We start from the raw sequence: 20,459 nt of genomic DNA on the forward strand, positions 1-20,459 counted from the left end.
GGAAGAGGGCGACAGCCCCGCCGGACCCGATCACGCCTATCCCCTCATACCCCTCACCTCCCCCTCTCCCCATCCGTCTGATCCCTTATCACGGCGAGCAAAGGCAGGTACCCCCGATGCGTCATCCATCCGATCCGTCCGCCGATCCGGCGTCGGCCCCCGCCCCGCCGCCTCAGGTCCAGTGGGACCGGGTAGGCGTACTGGTCGGCGGCCAGGCGCTCGCCCAAGGCGGCAGCTTCGTCCTGCTGGTCGCCATGGCCTGGACCGCGGTGCAGCTCGGCGGCACCACCGGAGTCACCGTGGTGCTGCTGGCCTCCTCGCTGCCGCGCGCGCTGATGCTGATCTTCGGCGGTGCCCTCGCCGACATACTCGGCCCGCGCTTCGTGCTGCTGCGCACCACCAGCGCCCGTGTGCTGGTACTGCTGGCGGGCTCGGCGACGGTGTTCACCGTGGACCAGCTCTGGCCGCTGGCGGTGATCGGCGCGCTGGAGGGCAGCCTGCTGGGCCTCGGCAGCCCGGCGTCGTCCTCGCTGATGCCGCACTTCGCCAAGCGGGACCACCTGGCGCGCGCCAACTCCCTGTACGCGATGGTCGTCCGGCTGGCGCCGGTGGCCGGCGCCCCGGTCGGCGCCTGGCTGACGGCCACCGGACACCTCGGCCACGCCATGCTGGTCACCGCGGGCACCTGCACCGCCTGGCTGTGCTGCCTGCAGTACGTCACCCGCGGGCTGCCGCGGCCCGTCCGGGAGGGTGGCGAGTCGCTGGTCCGGCGCTCCGCCGACGGCCTGCGGCTGCTGGCCCAGCTGCCGCGCCTGCGCTGGATGTTCGTGGCGGCCTTCACACTGGACCTGGCGTTCAACTGGCCCCTGGAGGTGGCCCTTCCGCTGCTGGTGGACGAGCGTGGCTGGAAGGTCACGGTCGTCGGGCTGGTGGTCGCGTCGTTCGGCGTCGGCGCCCTCGCGTCCAGTGCGCTGGGCGCCGTACTGGCTCACCGGATACCGCTGTTCGTGCGGCTGGTGATCACCGGCGCGGGCATCGCCGCGGGCATCCTCACCATGGCGTTGCTGCCCTCGGTCGTGGGACTGTGCGCGGTGGCGGCCGCCGTCGGCGTACTCTCCGGGTTCAACGGCCCCGCGATGGTGACGGTGTACCAACAGTCCGCGCCGCGCGATCGGATGGGTGCCGCGATGTCGACGCTGTCCCTGGCTGGCATCGGCACGGGCCCGGCGTCGATCGCGCTGTTCAGCAGCGTCTCGCTGCTGCTCGGGGTCTCCGCCACCTGGCTGCTGTGCGGGCTGGTCGCCTGTATCTCCCCGGTGAGCGCGCTGCTGTCGCTGCGCCACCCACCGACCGAGGACGCCGCGGCCGAGGACACGGTGGTCGAGGGCCTCGCGACGGAAGAAGACCGTACGCCCGAAGACCGTACGCCCGAGACGAACGCGACGCCCGAGGCGACCGAGACGAACGCGACGCCCGCCGCTGAGAGCCCCGCGCCCGAAGGCGCGGCAGGGCTCGGGATCTCCAAAGCCTCCGAAGACGATCTCGTCACGGTCGGCGCCCCGGCCGACGACCGCTCCCCCGCCACCGGAACCGCATCGGCTTCCCTCTGATTCTCTCTGAGGTGATCCATGAACGCCGTTCTCGCCATCGACCCCACCCACCGCGTAGTCCCGCCGACGGCCGCCGAGTCACCGCGGCCGCTGGTACCGGCCGTGCTGCCCGCCGGTCACGGCTGCCCGCGTCCGGTCCGGCCGCCCGGTCCCGGCCGGGCCGAGGTATGGCTGGTGGACGCCGCCCGGCACGGCGCCAGCGCCGCCGGGCTCGCCCGGGAACTGCTGGACGCCGGGGAACAGGCCCGCGCCGCCGAGTTCGCGCACGGCCTGGACCGGTCCCGCTACCTCGCCGCCCATGTGGCGCTGCGGCGCCTGCTCGGCGGCTATCTCGGCTGCGCCCCGCGCCAGGTGACGATCGCGCGGGCGCCGTGCCCCGGCTGCGGCGAGCCGCACGGGCGGCCGGTCGTGCCCGGCAGCACGCTGCACTTCTCGCTCTCGCACAGTGGTGACCTCAGCCTGCTGGCCTTCGCGGGCGCCCCGGTCGGGATCGACGTGGAGGCGGTGCCGACGGCCGAGACCGTCGCGGAGGCCGCCGAGGTGCTGCACCCGCGGGAGGCCGCGGAGCTGGCCGCGCTGTGCGCCGCCGAACGGCCCGCCTCGTTCGCCGAGATCTGGACCCGGAAGGAGGCGTATCTGAAGGGCGTCGGCATCGGCCTGTCCGGCGACCCCGCCACGCACTACGTCGGCCGCGGCGGCCAGCGGGGGCGCGTGCCCGGCTGGACCATCGCCGACGTCGAGGTGCCGTACGGCAACCGGGCGGCGCTGTCGCTACGCGACACGGTCGGCAGCGATCCGCCGTCGCGCGGGCGTCCGGGCCCCGGCGTCTGACCGCGCGCCGCGACCGCGCCGCCCGAACCCGCCCTGACCGCGCCGCCGTTCGCCCGCGCGGTCAGGGCGTACGCGCGGTCAGGGCGTACGCGCGCTACGGCAGGCGCCAGTCCACCGGCTGCGCGCCCTGCCGTGCCAGAAGGTCGTTGACCCGGCTGAACGGCCGCGAGCCGAAGAAGCCGCGGTCCGCCGACATCGGTGACGGGTGCGCGGACTCGATCGCCGGGAGGTCACCGAGCAGCGGCCGCAGATTCCGCGCGTCCCTGCCCCACAGCACCGACACGAGCGGCGTCCCGCGCGCGGCCAGCGCCCTGATGGCCTGCTCGGTCACTTCCTCCCAGCCCTTGCCCCGGTGCGCGGCGGGCTTTCTGGGGGCCGTGGTCAGCGCCCTGTTGAGCAGGAGCACCCCCTGCTCGGTCCACGGCGTCAGATCGCCGTTGGACGGCCTCGGCAGCCCCAAGTCCGTATGCAGTTCACGGAAGATGTTCTCCAGACTGCCCGGCAGCGAGCGCACCTCGGGCGCCACCGCGAAGCTCAACCCGATGGCCATCCCCGGCGTGGGGTAGGGGTCCTGGCCGACGATCAGGACGCGGACGTCGTCGAAGGGCTGCTGAAAGGCCCTCAGGACATGTGCCCCGGCCGGGAGATACGTCCGGCCAGCGGAGATCTCGGCCCGGAGGAAGTCCCCCATGCCCGCGATCCGCCCGGCCACGGGCTCCAGGGCCTTCGCCCAGCCCGCTTCGACAAGTTCACTCAAGGGTCGTGGTGCCACAACGCGTCACTCTACTGGCCCACGCCGGGGTCCCGCACAACGGCGAAGCTCCCGTACCCGGCGCCGCCGCTCGGCGCTACGCTTCCTTCTCGTCGTCACCGGAAGGTTGAGGAGCTTGCCGCGTCCAGTGATCAAGCCGCAGTCCCGCCCCGGCGTCGGTCCGGAGGACGGGGGGACGTCCTGTGTGCTCGGTGTGGATTCGGGGGGCTCGGGGCTACGGGTCGCGCTGGGTGTCCGGGACGGGCCGCGGCCGGTGGAGACGGTCACGTCGAAGGAGCCGGTGCGGACCGGGCCCGGCGGTATCGACGCGGACCATCTGCTGGAGCAGCTGGTTCCGATGGCGCTCGGGCTGATCGAACGGGTCTCGGGCGCGCCGCCCCGCACGTCCGGCCACGGTGCGACGGACGGCCGCACCGTGGTCGGAGCGGTCGCCATCGGCGCCGCCGGGATGGCGACGCTCGGCGGGGAGCTGCGCGCCAGGCTGCCGTCGGCGCTGGCCGACGCGCTCGGGGTGCGGCGCCTGGCGCTGGCCGCCGACGCCGTCACCGCGTACGCGGGGGCGCTCGGCGCGCGCCCTGGAGCGGTCGTCGCGGCGGGCACCGGCCTGGTCGCGCTCGGGACCGATCTCACCCGGTGGCGGCGGGCCGACGGCTGGGGGCATCTGCTCGGCGACTGCGGCGGCGGCGCCTGGATCGGCCGGGCCGGACTCGAGGCGGCGATGCGCGCGTACGACGGGCGGCGCGGCGGTTCACCGGCGCTGCTGGCCCGCGTCCGGGAGTTCTTCGGGCCGCCGTCCGAACTGCCCGGACGGCTCTACCCGCGCGGTGACCGGCCCGCCGTACTGGCGTCCTTCGCCCCCCAGGTCGCGCAGTGCGCGGCGGAGGGGCACGATCCGGTCGCCGTCGGCATCCTGGGCGACGCCGCCCGGCACATCGCCGCGGCGGCGGCCGCCGTGTGTCCGGGCCCAGGCGGTGAGGGGGCCGGAGACGGTGACAGGTACCCGGAACCGGGCACCGGCGGCCCGCCGCCGGAAGTCGCGCTCACCGGAGGCCTGCTCCGCCTGGGCGAGCCTCTCCTCGCGCCGCTGCGCGCCGAGCTCGCCGGGCAGCTGCCGCACGCTCGCCTGGTGCCCGCCGCCGGCGATCCGCTGGACGGCGCCGTACGGATCGCCGCCGACCTCGCGCGCGGCGGCACGACGCTGCCCCGCGATCCGCACCTGTTGTACACACCAGGGGAAAACGACAGTTGACCCTTCCTGCCCAGAGCGGAAAATTCCGGACGGAAACCGCACACATGGGCCCTCCCTAAACGGGGCAACCCGCGAAACCAGTAGCATGCGGCGCCATGAGCTCCCCCAATGGGCCCGCTTCCGGCCTGCCCGTACGAATGCCGCGACCCCGACAGCCCGGTCGGCACCGCCGTCCGGAACCCGCGGTGGCTCCCGAGGGAGCACCCGCTCTCGTTCTCGCCGTGCCCGGCGCGCCCAGCACGGCCACCCGGAGTCTCGCCGAGGAGGTCGTGAGCATCGCCCGCTCCGAGCTGCCCGGCATGGACGCCAAGATCGGTTACCTCAACGGCGACGACGCGGAGTACCCGCACCTGCGGTCCGTGCTCGCGCACGCCGCCGAGCAGCGCACCGCCCGCTATGAGCAGGCCGTCGCGGCCGGTCGCGAGGCAGCCGAGCCCGAGGGTCCGGTCGCCGTCGTGGTGCCGCTGCTGGTCGGCCCGGACAGCGCCCTGACGGACCAGATCCGGCAGGCCGTCACGGACAGCGGCGCCCCCGCGGAACTGACCGATGTGCTCGGCCCGCACCCGCTGCTCGCCGAGGCTCTGCACGTACGGCTCTCCGAGGCCGGGCTCGCCCGCGCCGACCGGGCCAGGCTGTTCACCGTGGCGACCGCAGCCGACGGCATCATCCTCGCCACGGTGGGCGGCGACGAGGCGGTGCAGGCGGCCGGGATCTCCGGCATGCTGCTGGCCGCGCGGCTCGCGGTGCCGGTGATGGCGGCCGCGCTCGACCAGGACGGGGCGGTCGCGGCGATCGCCGAGCAGCTGCGCGGCGCGGGTTCCACCCAGCTCGCGCTCGCGCCGCATGTGATCGGCCCGGAGGTCGACGAGGGGCTGCTCGACGTGGCCGCGAAGGAAGCGGGCTGCGCCGCGGCCGAGGCGCTGGGCGCCTACCCGGCGATCGGCAAGCTGGCCCTGTCGCAGTACATGACGACGCTGGGCATCACCCCGCAGCAGTCGGGCGCGCCCGCCCGGTAAGACCCGGACCGCACCGACAGACACGTGGGACCGGCTCCGGCGGAGCCGGTCCCGCGCTGTTTCCAGGGTCCGGGCCGCGTCGGCGCTCCAGGGTCCGGGTCGCACCGGCGCGCACGGCGCGTCTCAGCCGAACACCACGCAGGACGCCGCGGGCAGCGCGACGGACCCCGACCGCGATGGCGTACCCGAGTCGGGGTCGACCGCGTACCAGGTCACGTCGCCCGAGCGCTCATGCGCCGCGTACAGGAACCGCCCCGAGGGGTGCAGCGCGAGGTCGCGCGGCCAGTGGCCTCCGCAGGCCACCGTCGTGACGAGCCTCGGCCGTACGCCGTCCCCGTCCAGGGCGAGCACCGAGATCACGTCCGGGCCGCGCGTGGCGGCCCACAGGAACCTTCCGTCGGCGGCGACCGCCGCCGTCGACGGGTACGCGGCGCCGGTGTCCGCGCCCGGCGGCAGCAGCGCCGTCTCGCCGAGCGGCCGCAGGTCGCCCGTCCGGGCGTCCCAGCGACAGACGGTCACCGTCGGGGCGAGCTCGTGCACCACATACGCGAGATCGCCCCGCGGGTGGAACACCAGGTGCCGGGGGCCGCTTCCGGGCCGCAGCGCCGTTTCCCGGCGCGGCCGCAGCTCCCCGTCGGCCAGGGAGCAGACGCGTACCGAGTCGGTGCCGAGGTCGACGCTGAGCACCCACCGTCCGCTGGGGTCGGGCAGCACCTGGTGGGCGTGCGGCCCCCGCTGGCGCTCAGGGTCGGGGCCCGCGCCCCGGTGCCGCAGTACGCCGCCCGCCGCGAGGCGGCCGTCTTCGCGCACCGGAAGCCAGGACACGCTGCCCGAGCCGTAGTTCGCGGTGAGCAGACAGCCCGCCGCGAGCGCGAGGCAGGTGGGGCTCGCGCCGCCCACGGCGACCGGCGGGCCGAGCGGTACGGGGTGTGCGCCGCGCACGTCGTAGGCCGCGGCCTGGCCCGGCTCGCTCTCGCCGACGGCGTAGAGCACGTCTCGGGAGTCCGACAGCGTGAGGTAAGAGGGGTTGGCGAGGCCCTGGACGCCCGTGCTGTGCAGCGTGGTGAGCGCGCCGGTGTCCGCGTCGACGGCGGCCGTGGTGACGCCCCGGCCGCCCGCCGTGGTGAAAGAACCGATGTACGCCCGGCCGCCGTCCATGTCCGAACCCCTCCGCCGACAGGTTTTCGGCAGACGGTAGCAGGCGGTCTAGACCAACGGTTCAGGTACCGGCGAGCGCGGGGTGGGGGGTGCGCCGCAGCGGCGCCGCGAGACCGGTGAGCGCGTGCTCCAGACCGTGCAGATGGGCGAGCGCGGCCTCCGCGCCGGGGTGGTGGCCGTCAGCGCCGGGGCTGGCGGGTGTCTCCGCGGTCTTCGCGGAAGAGGTCGCGGCGGCGGGCGCGTGCTCTCGGCGTGCCGGGCGCGGGCCGAAGGAGTCCGCGAGCGCCTCCTCGCTGTCGACCAGGGTCTCCAGGGCCGCCGCGACGCGGCGGCAGGCCTCGGTCAGGCGGGCGTCGTGCGAGGCGTACGGGTCGGCGGCGACCACGGCCAGGCCGCGTACCTCACGGGCGCAGTCGTCGAGCAGCAGCAGGATCTGGCGGGCGCGGGCCTTGCGGGCGCGCAGCGGACTGAGCGGGTGGACCAGCGGCGCGAGGGCGGTCCGCACCCGGCCGAGCAGGGCCTCCAGTTCGGCGGCGTGCGGTGTCGGATCGGCGCTGTCGTCGCCCGCGAGCCGTCTGGCGGCCTCGGCGGTGCAGCGGTGCACCCGGTGCAGGGCGCGCTGGATCCACGCTTCCGTGGCGGCGTGTGTGGTGATCGGCAGCACCAGCAGCACGGCGAGCGCGGCGCCGAGCGCGCCGACGCCGGTCTCGACGAAGCGCAGCATCAGCAGTTCCGGGTTCAGTACGCCGAGCAGCCCGTACAGCAGCCCCGCCATGATCGTGACGAAGAACATCATCCAGGAGTACGACGGCGCCGCGGTGTAGAAGATCCCGAAGACGCAGACCGCGACCAGGGCGGCCGTGGGTCCGGGCGCCCCGTGCAGCGGGACGGCGACCAGCAGCCCCGCGGCGATCCCGACGACCGTGCCCAGCACCCGGCGGAAGCCGCGGACCAGGGTCTCGCCGCGTGACGCGGTGTTGACGAAGATCCACCAGGCGGTGCCGACGGCCCAGTACCAGCGGTCGCCCGACGCCAGCTGCCCGATGACGACCGCGAAGGCGCAGGCGGCGGTCGCCTGGAAGGCCTGTCGGGTGCTGGGGCGTTCCAGACCGGCGCCGGCCAGCGGCGCGGGCGGCGTCGGCAGGGGGGTGCGCCGCTCGACGCACCAGGCGCCGAAGCGCACGCCGGCCGCCGCGACGAGGGCGAGCGCGACGGCGGCGTACAGCTCGGGCAGCTGGCCGGGGACGGCGTGCAGGAACTGCGCGACGAAGAACTGCATGAAGGCGAAGATGCCGAGCGCGTGCCCGCGCGCGCCCCAGCGCCGTGCGTACACCCCGCAGAAGACGACCGCGACGAAGGCCGCGTCCCGCAGCGGCGGCGTCGCGTGCAGCGCGGCCGCGAGCGCGAGCACCGGGAATCCGGCGGCGGGCAGCAGCGCGGTGGTCACCGCCTGCTTGCGTACGGTGGCGTCGGCGACGGTGAACAGCGCGAGCAGCGCGGCGAGCCCGCCGGTGATCGAGGCGGTCAGGGAGAGCCCCGCGAGCTCGGCGGCCGCGACCGCGAGTCCGACTCCCAGCACGGCGCGCAGCGAGATCCGCAGGCGCAGCAGCCCCGGATCCGGAGCCACGAACATCTTCCGCACGACCGCGGTCCTCCACCCCTCGTCACATGGCAAAGGCGCCGCGGGTCCACCCGCAGCGCCATCGATGGACTCAGGAAAGCATCAAGCGGCCCAGTGGCTCAACTCGACCTCCAGCGCCTGAACCATTGGCCCAGTCTCAAGCGATCGGACCGTGCCATCACCAAGCCAACGGACCAGCGGTCCGCCCCCTCCTGTCAGCCGTCGAGTGCGCGGGGCAGTCCGGCGCGGTCCGTGCCCAGCTTGGTGAAGACCGCGCAGAGCAGCCGCGACACGGCGAGTCCGTCCAGGCGGAGCTCGGCCGCGATCGCCTCGTTGTCGAGCCCGCGTACCGCGTGCCGGGCCACCGCGCTCTCCGCCTCGGTCAGGGTGTCCTGCCCCGGAATCTGCGGGTGGTGGGGGCGCATTCCGGCGGCGGCCAGGTCGGTGCGGGCTCGGGTGGCCAGGGTGTCCGCGCCGCAGGCGGTGGCGGCTTCCATGCCCCGGTAGTACTGGCGGGCGGCCTCGTGCAGGTGGCCGGCCGCGTACAGGGCCGAGCCGTGGTCGACGAGGGCGCGCGCGAGCTCGTAGGCGGCCGGGGACTGTTCGAGGTGGTCGACGGCCTCCTGGAGCAGGGTGACGGCACGGGCCGGGTCGGCGGCCGCGGCGGCGCGCAACGCCTGGCCCTTGGCGCTGGGTGTGCCGAAGGCGCGGGCCCGCGCGAGGGCCTCCCGTACGGTGTCGTGGGCTTGGTCGGGGTCGTGCTGGGCCTGGGCGACGGCGAGGTCGAGCTGCCAGGGGCTCCAGGCGGGGTTGCGCATGCCACGCCGGTCGAGCCGCCGTCCGGCGGCGGCCAGATGCTGTTCGGCCCGCTCGCGTTCGCCGCGGACCAGCAGGAGCTTTCCGTACACCGCTTGCGGGTCGGGGTACACGACGGCTTTCGGGAAGTCCTTCCCGAAGGCGTAGGCCTCGGCGATGTCGTGGGCTTCGTCGATGCGTCCCCGTGCGATGAGGGTCTCCACGAGCGCGCCGACCGCGTACCACTGCGCCGGTATGCCCTGGCCCACGCGGTTGGCGATCTGCATGCCGTTGCGGACGAAGTCCTCCGCCTCGGTGAGTCGGCCGCGGCGGTAGCAGACATATCCGAGCAGTGTGTAGGCGTAGGAGAGGTGTCCGCCGCGCCAGCCGCGCGCCTCGAATTCGGCGATGCCGTGGTGGAACAGCTCTTCGGCCCGGCCCGGCTGGTCGCAGTACATGAAGGTGAGCGCGACGACGACCGGCACCTCGAATCCGAAGTCCTGGTCGATCCAGCTCAGGCCGCCTTCCAGGGACCGTTCGGCGTAGTGCAGTGCGGTGCCCGCGGGTTCCCCGCGGCGCACGCAGTCCCAGGCCCGCAGGCCCAGGATGTGGCGTTCGGCCACACCGCGGCCGGTGAGCCGTTTGGCGTACTGCGTCAGCAGCCGTGACCGGGCGGCGGAGTCCTGCTCGTCCACGCGCACCGAGTTCCACTTGAACTGTTCGGCCTGCATGCGGACGCGGGTGCGGGCGCTGGTGGTGTGCCGGGCCTCCGCGGCGAGGAGTTCGGTGGCCTGGGCCACCTCGCCGGCGTGCGCGAGCGCCTGGGCGAGCCGGTAGACGACGGCTTCGCGCAGCCGCTGGTCGATCTTCGGCTCCTCCAGCGCGGCTCGGAGGTGGTTCACCGCGGTCATGGGCTCGTGCAGCAGACCGGCCGAGCCGAGCTCGAACAGCAGCTGGGCCCGGTCTTCCAGGTCCGGCGGTTCCCGCAACGCGCGGGACAGGCATCGCAGCGCCGCGTCCGGGGCTCCGGCGGAGAAGTTCTCGCGGGCGGCCTGGCGCAGCTGCTGCACGACCCACGGGTCGCCTTCCGGGTGCATCTCCAGCATGTGCCGGGCGGCGGCCGCCGCGCCGTGGCCCGCGTCGATGAGAGCCTGGGCGGCGACGCCGTGCATGGCGACGCGCACCCCGGCGGGGATCGACCGGTATACGGCGGTCGCGACGAGCGGGTGGAAGAACTCCACGACCTGTTCGCGCCGGACGTGCGGCAGGGAGGTCAGGATGCGCGCGTCGTGCAGGCGCTCGATGGCGTCGGCGGTCTGCGCTTCGCCGAGCGCGGCCACACTGCCCACGACCTCCGTGGAGATGCCGCTGCCCAGGACGGCGGCGGCCCAGGCCAGCCGTGCGGTGGCGGCGCCCAGGTGCTCCAGGCGTTCCACGAGGCCGCTGCCCTTGACGGCGGAGGCGAGGTCGCGCAGTTGCGGAATGTCCTCGACGAGCGGCCGCAGTCCGCGTTCGCGGCCCTTCTCGACCAACTCGACGACCTCGAAGGGGTTTCCGCCGGTGATCGCCCAGCATTCCCGGCAGAACGTGTCGTCGGCCTCGTCTCCGAGGGCGTCCCGTACCAGCCGCGCCACCGCGCCCGTGGTGAGCGGTGACAGCTGGTGCGGGCGGGCCCCTTGGCGTTCGGTGAGGGCCTGCAACGCGGCCGCATCGGCGACGAGTTCGTCGGGCCGGTGGGCCACCACGATCAGCATCGCCAGTTCTTCGGCGCGCGCGGCGAAGGCCGTCAGCCAGGTCAGGGATTCCGTGTCGGCCCAGTGCGCGTCGTCGAGTACGAGCAGGACGGGCGCACTGCGCACGGACAGGTGGGTGACCACCCAGTCCAGGCCGTCGCGCACACCCTGCGGGTCGGGCGCCGCGCCGCCTTGCGGGGCGGTCAGGCCGATCGCGGGCGCCACGATGCCGTACCAGTGGCCCAGCGCGTCACGGCGTTCGTCGTCGTTCAGCGACGCGAGGGCTGGCTGGACGAGTTGGCGTACCACGTGGAACGGCACTTGCCGCTCCTGTTCGCCGCCCCGCGCGAACAGGACGGTGCAGCCTCGGTCGGCGGCATCCCTGCGGAGTTCGGCGAGCAGGGCGGTCTTGCCCTGCCCGGCCGGTGCGGCGAAGGCGAGCATGCCGCCGCGCCGGGTGCCCGAGCCGTCGGGCGCCGTGCCGCACAGGTCGTCCAACGCCTCCTGGATGGCGTGTAGTTCAGACTCCCGTTCGAGTAGGGGTGGTGCGGCCCATCGCCGCTGTTCCGCAGAGTGTGCCTGTGTCATCCCAACGCCCCTTCAGCACGTGTGGCCGAGTGTACGGCCACGGCGGCGGAGGGTTGCCGGTTGTGGCCTCTTTTCGGAACTCCGCCTTCCAGCATCCGTCAGGCCCGTACCCTGGGTCGGCTCAACACCGCCGCTGCCGGGGGATCATGGGCAGGACGTCTGGCTGGGGCATGCCCGCGGCGACTTCCCGTACGGTCACGCCCTCCGCGTGGACGACGTCCCAGCGGGACGCCACGCTCGCCACGGCGATCACCACCTCCGCCGCCGCGAAGCGGTCCCCTATGCACTTGTGCTGGCCCGCCCCGAAGGGGATGAAGCTGTTGAGGTGCGGTCGGCGCTGTGCGCTCTTCTCCCAGCGCTCCGGCTTGAACCGCTCCGGTTCGGGGAACAGCGCGGGGTCACGGTGGAGCGCGTAGGGGCTGTACGCGAGTTCGGCTCCGTCCGGGATGGCGACGCCGCCGATGGTCACCGGGGCCAGCGCGCGCCGGGTGAACAGCAACGGCGAGTGCAGCCGCAGCGCTTCGTGGAAGACGTGGTGCGTGTACGTGAGCTGGGGCACGTCGTCGGGACGGACCGGCCGGTCGCCGACGACCTCGTCGACCTCGGCCTGTACGCGCGCGCGAGCCACCGGGTCACGGCCGAGCTCGTGGAAGATCCAGGACAGCGCGGTGGCCGAGGTCTCGGTGCCGGTGAGCAGGATGGCGATCACTTCGTCGCGGACCTGTTCGTCACTCATCGTCTCGCCGGTGTCGGCGTCCACGCTGGACAGCAGGAGCGACAAGAGGTCCTGACGGTCCGTCCGCTCGGTGTGGTAGTCCGCGATCACCTGGTCGATGACGCGCCGCAGCCCCGCGGCGGCCCGGTCGAACCGTCGGTTCAGCGGGATCGGCAGCCGGTCGAGCGCCTTCGGGATGACCGCGCGCGCGAGCATGCCCTCCAGAACGACCGGGAGCGAGCGCTGCACCTCCGCCACGGCGGGGCGGCCCAGGTCACCGGAGAAGATCATCTTCGCGACGGAGGACAGCGTGAACCTGCGCATCTCCGTGACCATCGAGAGCTCCTGTCCCGCGGTCCAGGAGGCGACCATCTCCTCGGCGTGCCGGGCCATCGCCTCGGCGTAGGCGGTGAGTTGGGAGCGGCGGAACGCCGGTTGCAGCAGTCGGCGCTGCTTGCGGTGGAACTCCCCGTCCGTGGTCACGATGCCGTTGCCGAACACCGGGCGCAGCTTCTCGAAGATCCTGCCGCGCCCGAACCGCTGTGCCTCGCCGACCAGTACGGCGTCGATGAGGTCCGGGCTGGTGAGCACGTACACCGGCCAGGCGGCCAGGTCGATCCGTACGACGCCGCCGACCGTCCGCAGCGACTCCAGGAACGCGATCGGGCTGCGCCACAGCGGCACCGCGTGGCCCAGGACGGGCAGCCGCCCCGGCGCCACCGCGGGCTCGGCGGCGGCCGTTTCGGCCGTCGGGGCCGCGGTCCGGTCGTCCGTCATGCCACGGACACCAGGTCCGGCCGGGTGTACGCGCCTTCGCCTCCGGTGACCCAGCGCTCGTCGCTGTAGCGGGTGCACTCGTGCCGCTGCCACAGATCGGCGCCGATGATCCAGTCCTCCAGGGCGCGCACCGACCGCGCCGCTGACTCGCGCGGCGCCGGGTCGGTCACCTGGAGCACGTCCAGCACCCGCGGCAGCGTCCGCGCCGCGGACTGGAAGTCCTTCAGGCGGGCGCTGACGCGTTCCTCGACGGCGCGTACGGCGCGCGGAAGCGAGTAGTCCTGCCACCACGCCAGCAGCAGGACGAGGTTGTTGTTGTCCCCGCAGGCGTGCTCCTTGCGCAGGGAGAAGACGTCGTTGCCCCAGGAGATGATGTCCACGGCACTCCACAGGAGAGCTTGGAACGTCGGGCTGTCGTAGACCTGCTGCGGCACCTCGATGCCCAGCGAGGCCTCCACCATGTCCATCATAGGCAGCAGTTGGGAGCTGTGGCGGCGCATCAGCACATACTCGTCGACGGTCGGCTGCCGTGCGTTCCCGCGGTTGGCGGCCTCCTGGTCCAGGGAGCGCAGCATGGCGGGTATGTGGGCACGGTAGCGGCGGCGTATCCCCGGCGGCATTCCGGCGAGGATGTCTCCGTGCAGGTCGGCGAACCCGTCGACCAGGGCGTTCCCGTGCCGTCGCGCCGGTCGCCGGGGGTCGGACAGGTGTGCGTTGATGGCGTCGATGACGGGGCGCCAGGTGTCCAGCCGCCCCGACCTGATGACGTGGTCGTGCTGGTCGTCGAGGACGAACGACCAGGCCATCCACTGGCTGAGCAGCAGCAGTTCGCGGTACGGCGCTCCGTGGGCGACCCGCGCCGCGAGGTGCCCGCAGCCGATGCCCGAGAAGTCGTCCGCGGCGTCCTTGATCAGGTCCCGGCCGAGGGCCCAGGAGGTAGCCTCCGCATTGGCTTGTTCCGCTTGGGGGTGTTTGGCGCTCTCAAAGGGGAGGTGAAAGTCGGGAACGTTCAGCGAGTCGAGCAGGGCCATGCCTACCTCCAGCGGAAATCCGGGCGTGCCACTCCCCGCTCACATTTACCAATTTCGACCACTTTCTGCGCATGAACGACACATCATTCAAGCCAGATGACCATTAACGCTCAGAGCGAAGAAGGTTGTCAACAGACCTCGACGCCAAGAACCAGGACACAGCGGGCAATTGACGAACCATCACTTCAATAGGCATATGCAGGAGCCATACTCCAAGACGGTGCGGTGAGCCGGGAATCGCAGCGGGCCGGGAATCAACGCGCGGCGCGCGCCGTTGCCGGGACAGAAACGGCCCACGGCCCAGGCCCAGGCCCACGACCCAAGCGGAGGCGAATGTGTACGGCGACCAGGCGACCATAGACCGGGTGCTCGACGAGCTCGGCGACACCTGGGCCGTCGTCGGCCTGTCCACCAACACACAGCGCGCTGCCTACGGCGTCGCCGAGGTGCTCAGACGGCACGGCAAACGAGTCGTCCCGATCCACCCTCGCGCGCAGACCGTGCACGGCGAGCGGGGGTACGCCTCCCTCGCGGACGTGCCGTTCGCCGTCGACGTGGTCGATGTGTTCCTGAACGGCGACCAGGCGGGCGACATCGCCGACCAGGCCGTCGCCGTGGGCGCCAAGGCCGTCTGGTTCCAGCTGGGCGTCATCGACGAAGCCGCGTACGCGCGCACCCGCGCGGCCGGGCTCGACATGGTGATGGACCGCTGCCCGGCGATCGAGCTGGGCGCGCGGCGCACCTGACGGCCGGTACGCGCAGGGCTGACGGCCGGTACGCGCAGGGCCGCGACCCCGCGGCTCACCCCGCGCGACCAGCGGGGCGCCTCAGGGCGCGGGCGGATGTACCGGCGGGTGCGCCGGGGGAACGGCCACGGCCATGGTCATCTCGGCTGGCGTCTGGCCGTCGTTGCGGTACGCGTGCGCGACGTTCGCCTCGAACGCGGCCGACGTCCCGGCCGGCACGGGGTACGACTCGCCGTCCACGACCAGGGTGAGTTCGCCCGCGGTGACCCGCAGCAGCTCGACCGTGCCCGACGGGTGCGCGTCGGACTCGTGCGCGTCGCCCGGCACGAGGCGCCAGGACCAGAGCTCGAACGGGCCCCGGTGCTCGCTGCCCACCAGGAGCTTGGTCCAGCTCCCGGCCTCCGTGGACCACATCCGTACGGCCTGCTCCTCGGGGACGAGCCTGACCTCGGGCCCCTGTTCGTAGTCGAGCAGGGTGGTGATGCTGATGCCCAGCGCGTCCGCGAGCTTCACCGTGATGCCCACGCTCGGGTTCGTACGGGCCTGCTCGATCTGGATGATCATGCCTCGGCTGACTCCCGCACGGGCGGCCAGCGCGTCGAGCGTGTAGCCGCGCTCGGCGCGCCAGCGCTTGAGGCTGCGCGCGAGCGACTGGGTGAGCTGATCAAGGTCCGACACAGTCCGTCCAATATTCTAGATGCTATGGTTCATTACCTTGCACTACAGTGCGGTGTACTCAAAGGTTCACCACACCGTACTGCGAGGTTCCCCGATGACCGCACTGCTCGCGCTGGCCACCAGCCTCCTGTGGGGCCTGGCCGACTTCGGCGGAGGGCTGCTGGCCCGCAGGACTCCCGCGCTCACCGTAGTGGTCGTGTCGCAGTGCATCGCGGTGGCGGTGCTCGGGGCGATCGTGATCGCCACGGGGGCCTGGACCGAGGCGGGGCCGAAGCTCTGGTTCGCGGTGGCGGCCGGTGTGGTGGGCCCGGTCGCGATGCTCGCCTTCTACAAGGCACTGGCGCTGGGGCCGATGGGCGTGGTCTCGCCGCTCGGGTCGCTCGGGGTCGTGGTGCCGCTGGGGATCGGTCTCGTCCTCGGCGAACGGCCAGGCCTGCTGCAGTACGCGGGGATCGGCGTGGCGGTCGTGGGCGTACTGCTGGCGGGCGGGCCGCAGTTCCGGGGCGCGCCGGTACAGCGGCAGGCGGTGCTGATGACGCTGGTCGCGGCGTTCGGGTTCGGCTCGGTGATGGCGCTGATCGCCGAGGCGTCGACGACCGTCACAGGGCTGTTCCTCGCGCTGTTCGTCCAGCGGGTCGCCAATGTGGCGGTGGGCGGCGGCGCGCTGTACGTCTCGGTCCGGCGGGGCGGCCGCGCGCTCCCTCAGGACCGGGACGGCGGTCTCGGCCTGATCCGCGCGTCGCTCCCGGCGCTCGCGTTCGTGGGCCTCGCCGATGTCGCCGCGAACGGGACGTACGCGATCGCCGCGCAGAATGGTCCGGTCACGGTCGCCGCGGTGCTGGCCTCGCTGTACCCGGTGATCACCGCGCTCGCCGCGCGCGGCGTGCTCCACGAGCGGCTCCGCCCGGTCCAGGCGACGGGCGCGGGCCTGGCCCTCCTCGGCACCGTCCTCCTGGCGGGAGGCTGACGCCCGCTCCCCGCGCTCAGCTGTCCGGGAGTTCAGTCAGGGCCAGGAGCTGCTCCGGGGTGACACCGTCGGGAATCGGCACCGGCGGCGGAGTCCGCAGCGGCGGCTCCCAGTCGCCCTCCCGCGTCCAGCGCCGGACCACCCGCGCGGGCGCGCCCGCCACCACCGCGTGGTCGGGGATCTCCCCCCGCACCACCGCCCCCGCCGCCACCACGACGTTCCGCCCCAGCCGCGCGCCCGGCAGGATCACCGCGTTGGTGCCGACCCAGCAGCCGGGACCGATCTCCACCGGCTCCATCCGGGGCCACTGCTTGCCCACCGGCTGGTGCGGGTCGTCGTAGCTGTGGTTGGTGGACGTGACATAGACGTACGGCCCGAAGTAGCAGTCGTCGCCGATCGTGACCGTGGTGTCGGCGATGACATGGCTGCCCCGGCCGAGCACGACGCCGTCGCCGATCCGCAGGATCGGCTCGGGCCCGAGGTCCAGGTCCGGCATCATCCCGGCGGTCAGGGTCACCTGCTCGCCGATGATGCAGTGCTCCCCCAGCCGGATCCACGGCTCGCCGAACACGGTCCCCTGCGGAAACGCCAGCCGGGTACCCGCGCCGATCGCGCCGAAGCGCAGACCGCCGGGCCGCTCGGCGGTCACCGCGCCCGCCCGCTGCGCCCAGCGCCAGCCCGCCTGGACCGCGCGCGCCACCAGACGCCGCCGCCCGGCGGCCAGGGATGAGAACGTGTTCCTGCTCATAGGCACCCGGACACGGTACTCAGCGCCGGGACCGGCCGTGCCCGCCCCGGCCTGTGATCTTCACCCCACCCGGAGGGCGGGCGTGACGCGAGATCGCTTACGGTGCGGGTGGGTGCGGCAGGCGTACACGCGACGACAGGCGTACACGCGACAAGGAGACAGTCATGGCAGAGCGAGCGTTGATCACGGGGGTCGGCGGCAAGGACCCCGAGGTGGACCCGGAGGCCTTCACGGCCCCCACGTCCGTCGTGGTCGGCGAGGTGACGCTGGGCCCCGGCGCGAGCCTCTGGTATCACGCGGTGCTGCGCGCCGACTGCGGTCCGATCATGCTCGGCGCCGACAGCAACGTCCAGGACAACTGCACCGTGCATGTCGACCCCGGCTTCCCGGTCCGGATCGGCGAGCGCGTCTCGGTCGGGCACAACGCGACCGTGCACGGCTGCACCGTCGAGGACGACTGCCTGATCGGCATGGGCGCCACGGTCCTCAACGGCGCGGTGATCGGCGCTGGTTCGCTGGTCGCGGCCCAGGCGCTGGTCCCGCAGGGAATGAAGGTGCCGCCCGGCTCGCTGGTCGCGGGCGTGCCCGCGAAGGTGCGACGGCAGCTGACCGACGAGGAGCGCGAGGGCATCAAAGCCAACGCGGCCATGTACACCGAACTGGCCAAGGCGCACCGCGCCGCCTACGACGACTGACCGTCCGTCGAAGCCTGACCGTCCGTGACGCGGGCCCGCCCGCGCAGCCGCAGATCACGGGACGAGGCCCCCATCCAGACCGCGCGCGGTCCGGTGCCCAGCGTCCACGCGTGCCGTTCGGCGTCCCACACGGACAGGGTGCGGCGCGCGACCCGTACGGTGACCCGGCGCCGCTCGCCCGCCTTCAGGGCGAGCCTGCGGTAACCGGCGAGGATCCGCTCCGGCTGGTCGAGCCGGAGGTCGGGGGACGGTCCCAGGTAGACCTGCGCGACCTCGATCCCGTCGCGGTCGCCGGTGTTGCGCACCGAGCAGCTCACCGTGAGGCCGCCCTTCGACGGACGCACGGTGAGGTCCTCGTAGGCGAACGTCGTGTACGAGAGGCCGTGGCCGAAGGGGAACAGCGGCCGGACCCGTTCGGCGTCGTACCAGCGGTAGCCGACGTGCACGCCCTCCGAGTACTCCTCGACGCCGTCCAGCCCCGGATAGCGGCGCGGGTCCCCGGCCATGGGGTGCTTCCGCTCGTCCGCCGGGAAGGTCTGGGTGAGCCGCCCGCCGGGATCCGTGTCGCCGAACAGCACCGCCGCGGTGGCCGCCGCGCCTTCCTGGCCCGGATAGTACATCTGGAGCACGGCGGCGGTCCGGTCCAGCCAGGGCATGGTGACCGCCGATGAGGTGTTGAGCACGACCGTGGTGCGCTCGTTGACCGCCGTGACCGCCTCGATCAGCTGTTCTTGGCGGCCGGGGAGCGCGAGGGTCGTCCGGTCCTGTCCCTCGGTGGCGTCCTCGTAGGCGAAGAGCACGACGCTGCGGGCGGCGCGCGCGACGCGTACCGCCTCGGCCAGGTCCTCGGACCGGCTCGCCCCGGTGATCCGCCTCAGACGGAAGAGCTGTCCGCCGTCGCCGCCCCGCGCGGTGATCCGCAGCCGGTGCGGCCCTTCGGCGAGGTCGAGGGTGGCGCGGCGCACCGTGAGCCCGTCGGGCGCGGTCGGCGTCAGCCCTCCGTTGAAGAGCTCGCCCAGGCCCTTCGCGCGGGGGAAGAGCTCGTCGCCGTCCAGCAGGATCTCGGGGCGCTCGCCGGAGTAGTGGACGACGAAGGTCCACTCGTCCCGTTCGGGCACGGTGAGCGTCCCGTCGTACTCCCACGTCCGCCCCGGACCGACTCCCTGCCCGTCCGGGTCGAAACCGGGGGTCAGCGCGGCCTTGGCGAGCGGCTTGCCATAGAGGTCCTCGCCGAGTGCGTAGGTGACCTGGGCGGCGGCGCCCGCGCGTCGGGTGAGGGCGTCGAGCGGGCTTTCGGCACGGTCGGGCACGACGTGGGCGCTGCCGCCGCCGCTGACGAAAGGGATCGCGCCGGTGGGCCCCAGGACGGCGATGTGCCGGGCCGCGCGGCCGGTGAGGGGGAGGGTTCCGCGTTCGTTCCGCAGCAGGGTCGCGCCCGCCTTGGCGATCTTCAGTGCGGTCCGCGCTCCGGCCTCGGGGTTCCGGGCGGGGCGCGCCGGGGCGCTGCCGTCGAGCAGTCCGAAGCGGTCGAGTACGGCCAGGACGCGGCCCGCCGCACGGTCCACGGCGGCCTCGGACACCTCGCCGCCTTGGACCGCCTTCTTCAGCGCGGCCCCGAAGTAGACGCCGTCCGGCATCTCCATGTCGAGCCCGGCGCGGAGCGCGGCGACGGTGCTGTGCGCGGCGGACCAGTCGGTCATCACCCAGCCGCCGAAGCCCCAGTCGTCCCGCAGCAGGTCGCTGAGCAGCTCCTTGTTCTCGCAGGCGAAGGTGCCGTTGACCTTGTTGTACGCGCCCATGACGGCGCCGGCGCCGGCGGCGACGGCGGCCTCGAAGCCGCGGAGTTCCGTCTCCCGCAGGGTCCGCTGGCCGGCGACCACGTCGATGGTCATCCGGTCCTTCTCCTGGTTGTTCAGGGCGAGGTGCTTCACCGTCGCGATGAGGCCCTCGCCCTGGATGCCGCGGATCTCCTCGGCGACCAGGTCCGCGGCGAGCAGCGGGTCCTCGCTGAAGGTCTCGAAGTTCCGTCCCGCGTACGGGGTGCGGATGAGGTTGACCATGGGCGAGAGGAGCACGTCCTGCCCCAGGGCCCGCCCCTCCCTGCCGATCACGCTGCCGTACTCACGGGCCAGCGCGGGGTCGAAGGCCGCGGCGAGCAGCACGGGCGCGGGCAGCGCGGTGGCGTGCTCGCTGACCCGTACGCCCGCGGGGCCGTCCGCGAGCCGCAGTTCGGGGATGCCGAGCCGGGGCACTCCGGGCAGGTATCCGGCCTGGCCGAGGCTGCGGGGGTCCTCGGCGCCGTGCAGCAGGGAGATCTTGTCGTCCAGCGTGAGCCGGGCGAGCGTCGCGTCGACCCGCTGGCCGCGCACGGCCACGGCCGCCGAGGGGCTGGCGCGTCTCGCGGTGTCGGCGGCGGCCGCCGCGGCGACGGCGACCGCGGCGCTCAGCAGGCGTAGCGCTGACCGTCTGGACACGGTGTCGGACATGGGCCGTCCTTCCGGGAGTCCTTCTGTCATGGAACGCGCCATATTTCATGGAACGCACCAGTCGAACGCACTATGCGACAAAAGGGACCTGACGGCTTGTTGGACACCCCCGTTCACGACGAAAAGCCGCCACGCGGCAGGCGGGCGGCGGGCGGCGGGGCGGGGGCCAGGTGACCTCGGTGCCGTCGGTCGCCGCCGTGAACAGCTCGGGTTCGGTGGTGGCCCGCGGCGCCACGGCCCAGT

General features: G+C 73.4%; 16 protein-coding genes. 7 read left to right on the top strand and 9 right to left on the bottom strand.

The annotated features are described in order from the left end of the window. Positions 1–116 precede the first annotated feature (116 nt). Both ACX6XY_RS26640 and ACX6XY_RS26645 read left to right on the top strand, forming a co-directional pair. Complete coding sequence (locus ACX6XY_RS26640) at positions 117–1,610, top strand: MFS transporter (protein WP_460335940.1); 1,494 nt, start codon at positions 117–119, stop codon at positions 1,608–1,610. An 18-nt stretch (positions 1,611–1,628) separates the two neighbouring features. Next, entirely contained in the window at positions 1,629–2,441 is an 813-nt protein-coding gene (locus tag ACX6XY_RS26645; protein WP_460335942.1) for a 4'-phosphopantetheinyl transferase family protein, read from the top strand. 94 nt (positions 2,442–2,535) lie between these two features. Here ACX6XY_RS26645 and ACX6XY_RS26650 read toward each other — a convergent pair whose 3' ends face one another. Then, the gene (locus ACX6XY_RS26650; protein WP_460335945.1) at positions 2,536–3,213 is read right to left on the bottom strand and encodes a uracil-DNA glycosylase; all 678 of its coding nucleotides are present in this window, start codon (positions 3,211–3,213) and stop codon (positions 2,536–2,538) included. 130 nt (positions 3,214–3,343) lie between these two features. Between ACX6XY_RS26650 and ACX6XY_RS26655 the strand changes: the two genes are divergently transcribed. After that, positions 3,344–4,462, top strand: coding sequence for an N-acetylglucosamine kinase (locus tag ACX6XY_RS26655; RefSeq protein WP_460335979.1), 1,119 nt, complete (start codon positions 3,344–3,346; stop codon positions 4,460–4,462). Positions 4,463–4,557: 95 nt separating this feature from the next. Further along, entirely contained in the window at positions 4,558–5,478 is a 921-nt protein-coding gene (locus ACX6XY_RS26660) for a hypothetical protein (protein WP_460335948.1), read from the top strand. Between the two features lie 123 nt (positions 5,479–5,601). Here ACX6XY_RS26660 and ACX6XY_RS26665 read toward each other — a convergent pair whose 3' ends face one another. From ACX6XY_RS26665 to ACX6XY_RS26685, 5 genes are all read right to left on the bottom strand, one after another. Continuing rightward, entirely contained in the window at positions 5,602–6,636 is a 1,035-nt protein-coding gene (locus ACX6XY_RS26665) for a lactonase family protein (protein ID WP_460335950.1), read from the bottom strand. Between the two features lie 61 nt (positions 6,637–6,697). Then, positions 6,698–8,269, bottom strand: a complete 1,572-nt coding sequence (locus ACX6XY_RS26670) for an FUSC family protein (protein WP_460335982.1) — start codon at positions 8,267–8,269, stop codon at positions 6,698–6,700. A 203-nt stretch (positions 8,270–8,472) separates the two neighbouring features. Beyond that, positions 8,473–11,373: an ATP-binding protein gene (locus ACX6XY_RS26675; RefSeq protein WP_460335953.1), complete on the bottom strand. Its 2,901-nt coding sequence runs from the start codon at positions 11,371–11,373 to the stop codon at positions 8,473–8,475. Between the two features lie 121 nt (positions 11,374–11,494). Then, complete coding sequence (locus tag ACX6XY_RS26680; protein ID WP_460335956.1) at positions 11,495–12,865, bottom strand: cytochrome P450; 1,371 nt, start codon at positions 12,863–12,865, stop codon at positions 11,495–11,497. After that, positions 12,862–13,896, bottom strand: a complete 1,035-nt coding sequence (locus tag ACX6XY_RS26685; RefSeq protein WP_460335959.1) for a terpene synthase family protein — start codon at positions 13,894–13,896, stop codon at positions 12,862–12,864. The genes ACX6XY_RS26680 and ACX6XY_RS26685 overlap by 4 nt, the downstream gene beginning before the upstream one ends. 335 nt (positions 13,897–14,231) lie before the next feature. On the opposite strand from ACX6XY_RS26685, the gene ACX6XY_RS26690 reads away from it, so the two are divergent. Next, entirely contained in the window at positions 14,232–14,642 is a 411-nt protein-coding gene (locus tag ACX6XY_RS26690) for a CoA-binding protein (protein WP_460335962.1), read from the top strand. A gap of 81 nt (positions 14,643–14,723) precedes the next feature. On the opposite strand, the gene ACX6XY_RS26695 is transcribed toward ACX6XY_RS26690, so the two are convergent. After that, positions 14,724–15,320 (bottom strand): helix-turn-helix domain-containing protein, encoded by a 597-nt coding sequence (locus ACX6XY_RS26695; protein ID WP_460335965.1) that lies wholly within the window; start codon positions 15,318–15,320, stop codon positions 14,724–14,726. 94 nt (positions 15,321–15,414) lie between these two features. Here ACX6XY_RS26695 and ACX6XY_RS26700 point away from each other — a divergent pair, with 94 nt between their 5' ends. Then, a complete protein-coding gene (locus ACX6XY_RS26700) occupies positions 15,415–16,287 on the top strand; it encodes an EamA family transporter (RefSeq protein ID WP_460335968.1) in 873 nt (290 codons plus the stop codon). Between the two features lie 16 nt (positions 16,288–16,303). Here ACX6XY_RS26700 and ACX6XY_RS26705 read toward each other — a convergent pair whose 3' ends face one another. After that, positions 16,304–17,041 (bottom strand): acyltransferase, encoded by a 738-nt coding sequence (locus ACX6XY_RS26705; RefSeq protein ID WP_460335971.1) that lies wholly within the window; start codon positions 17,039–17,041, stop codon positions 16,304–16,306. 158 nt (positions 17,042–17,199) lie between these two features. Here ACX6XY_RS26705 and ACX6XY_RS26710 point away from each other — a divergent pair, with 158 nt between their 5' ends. Continuing rightward, on the top strand, positions 17,200–17,730 hold the full coding sequence (locus tag ACX6XY_RS26710) for a gamma carbonic anhydrase family protein (protein WP_460335974.1): 531 nt from the start codon (positions 17,200–17,202) through the stop codon (positions 17,728–17,730). Here the strand turns inward: ACX6XY_RS26710 and ACX6XY_RS26715 are convergent. Continuing rightward, positions 17,718–20,216 (bottom strand): beta-glucosidase family protein, encoded by a 2,499-nt coding sequence (locus ACX6XY_RS26715; protein WP_460335977.1) that lies wholly within the window; start codon positions 20,214–20,216, stop codon positions 17,718–17,720. The genes ACX6XY_RS26710 and ACX6XY_RS26715 overlap by 13 nt on opposite strands. Between the last annotated feature and the right edge of the window lie 243 nt (positions 20,217–20,459).

The sequence above is a fragment of the Streptomyces sp. O3 genome (assembly GCF_054788135.1).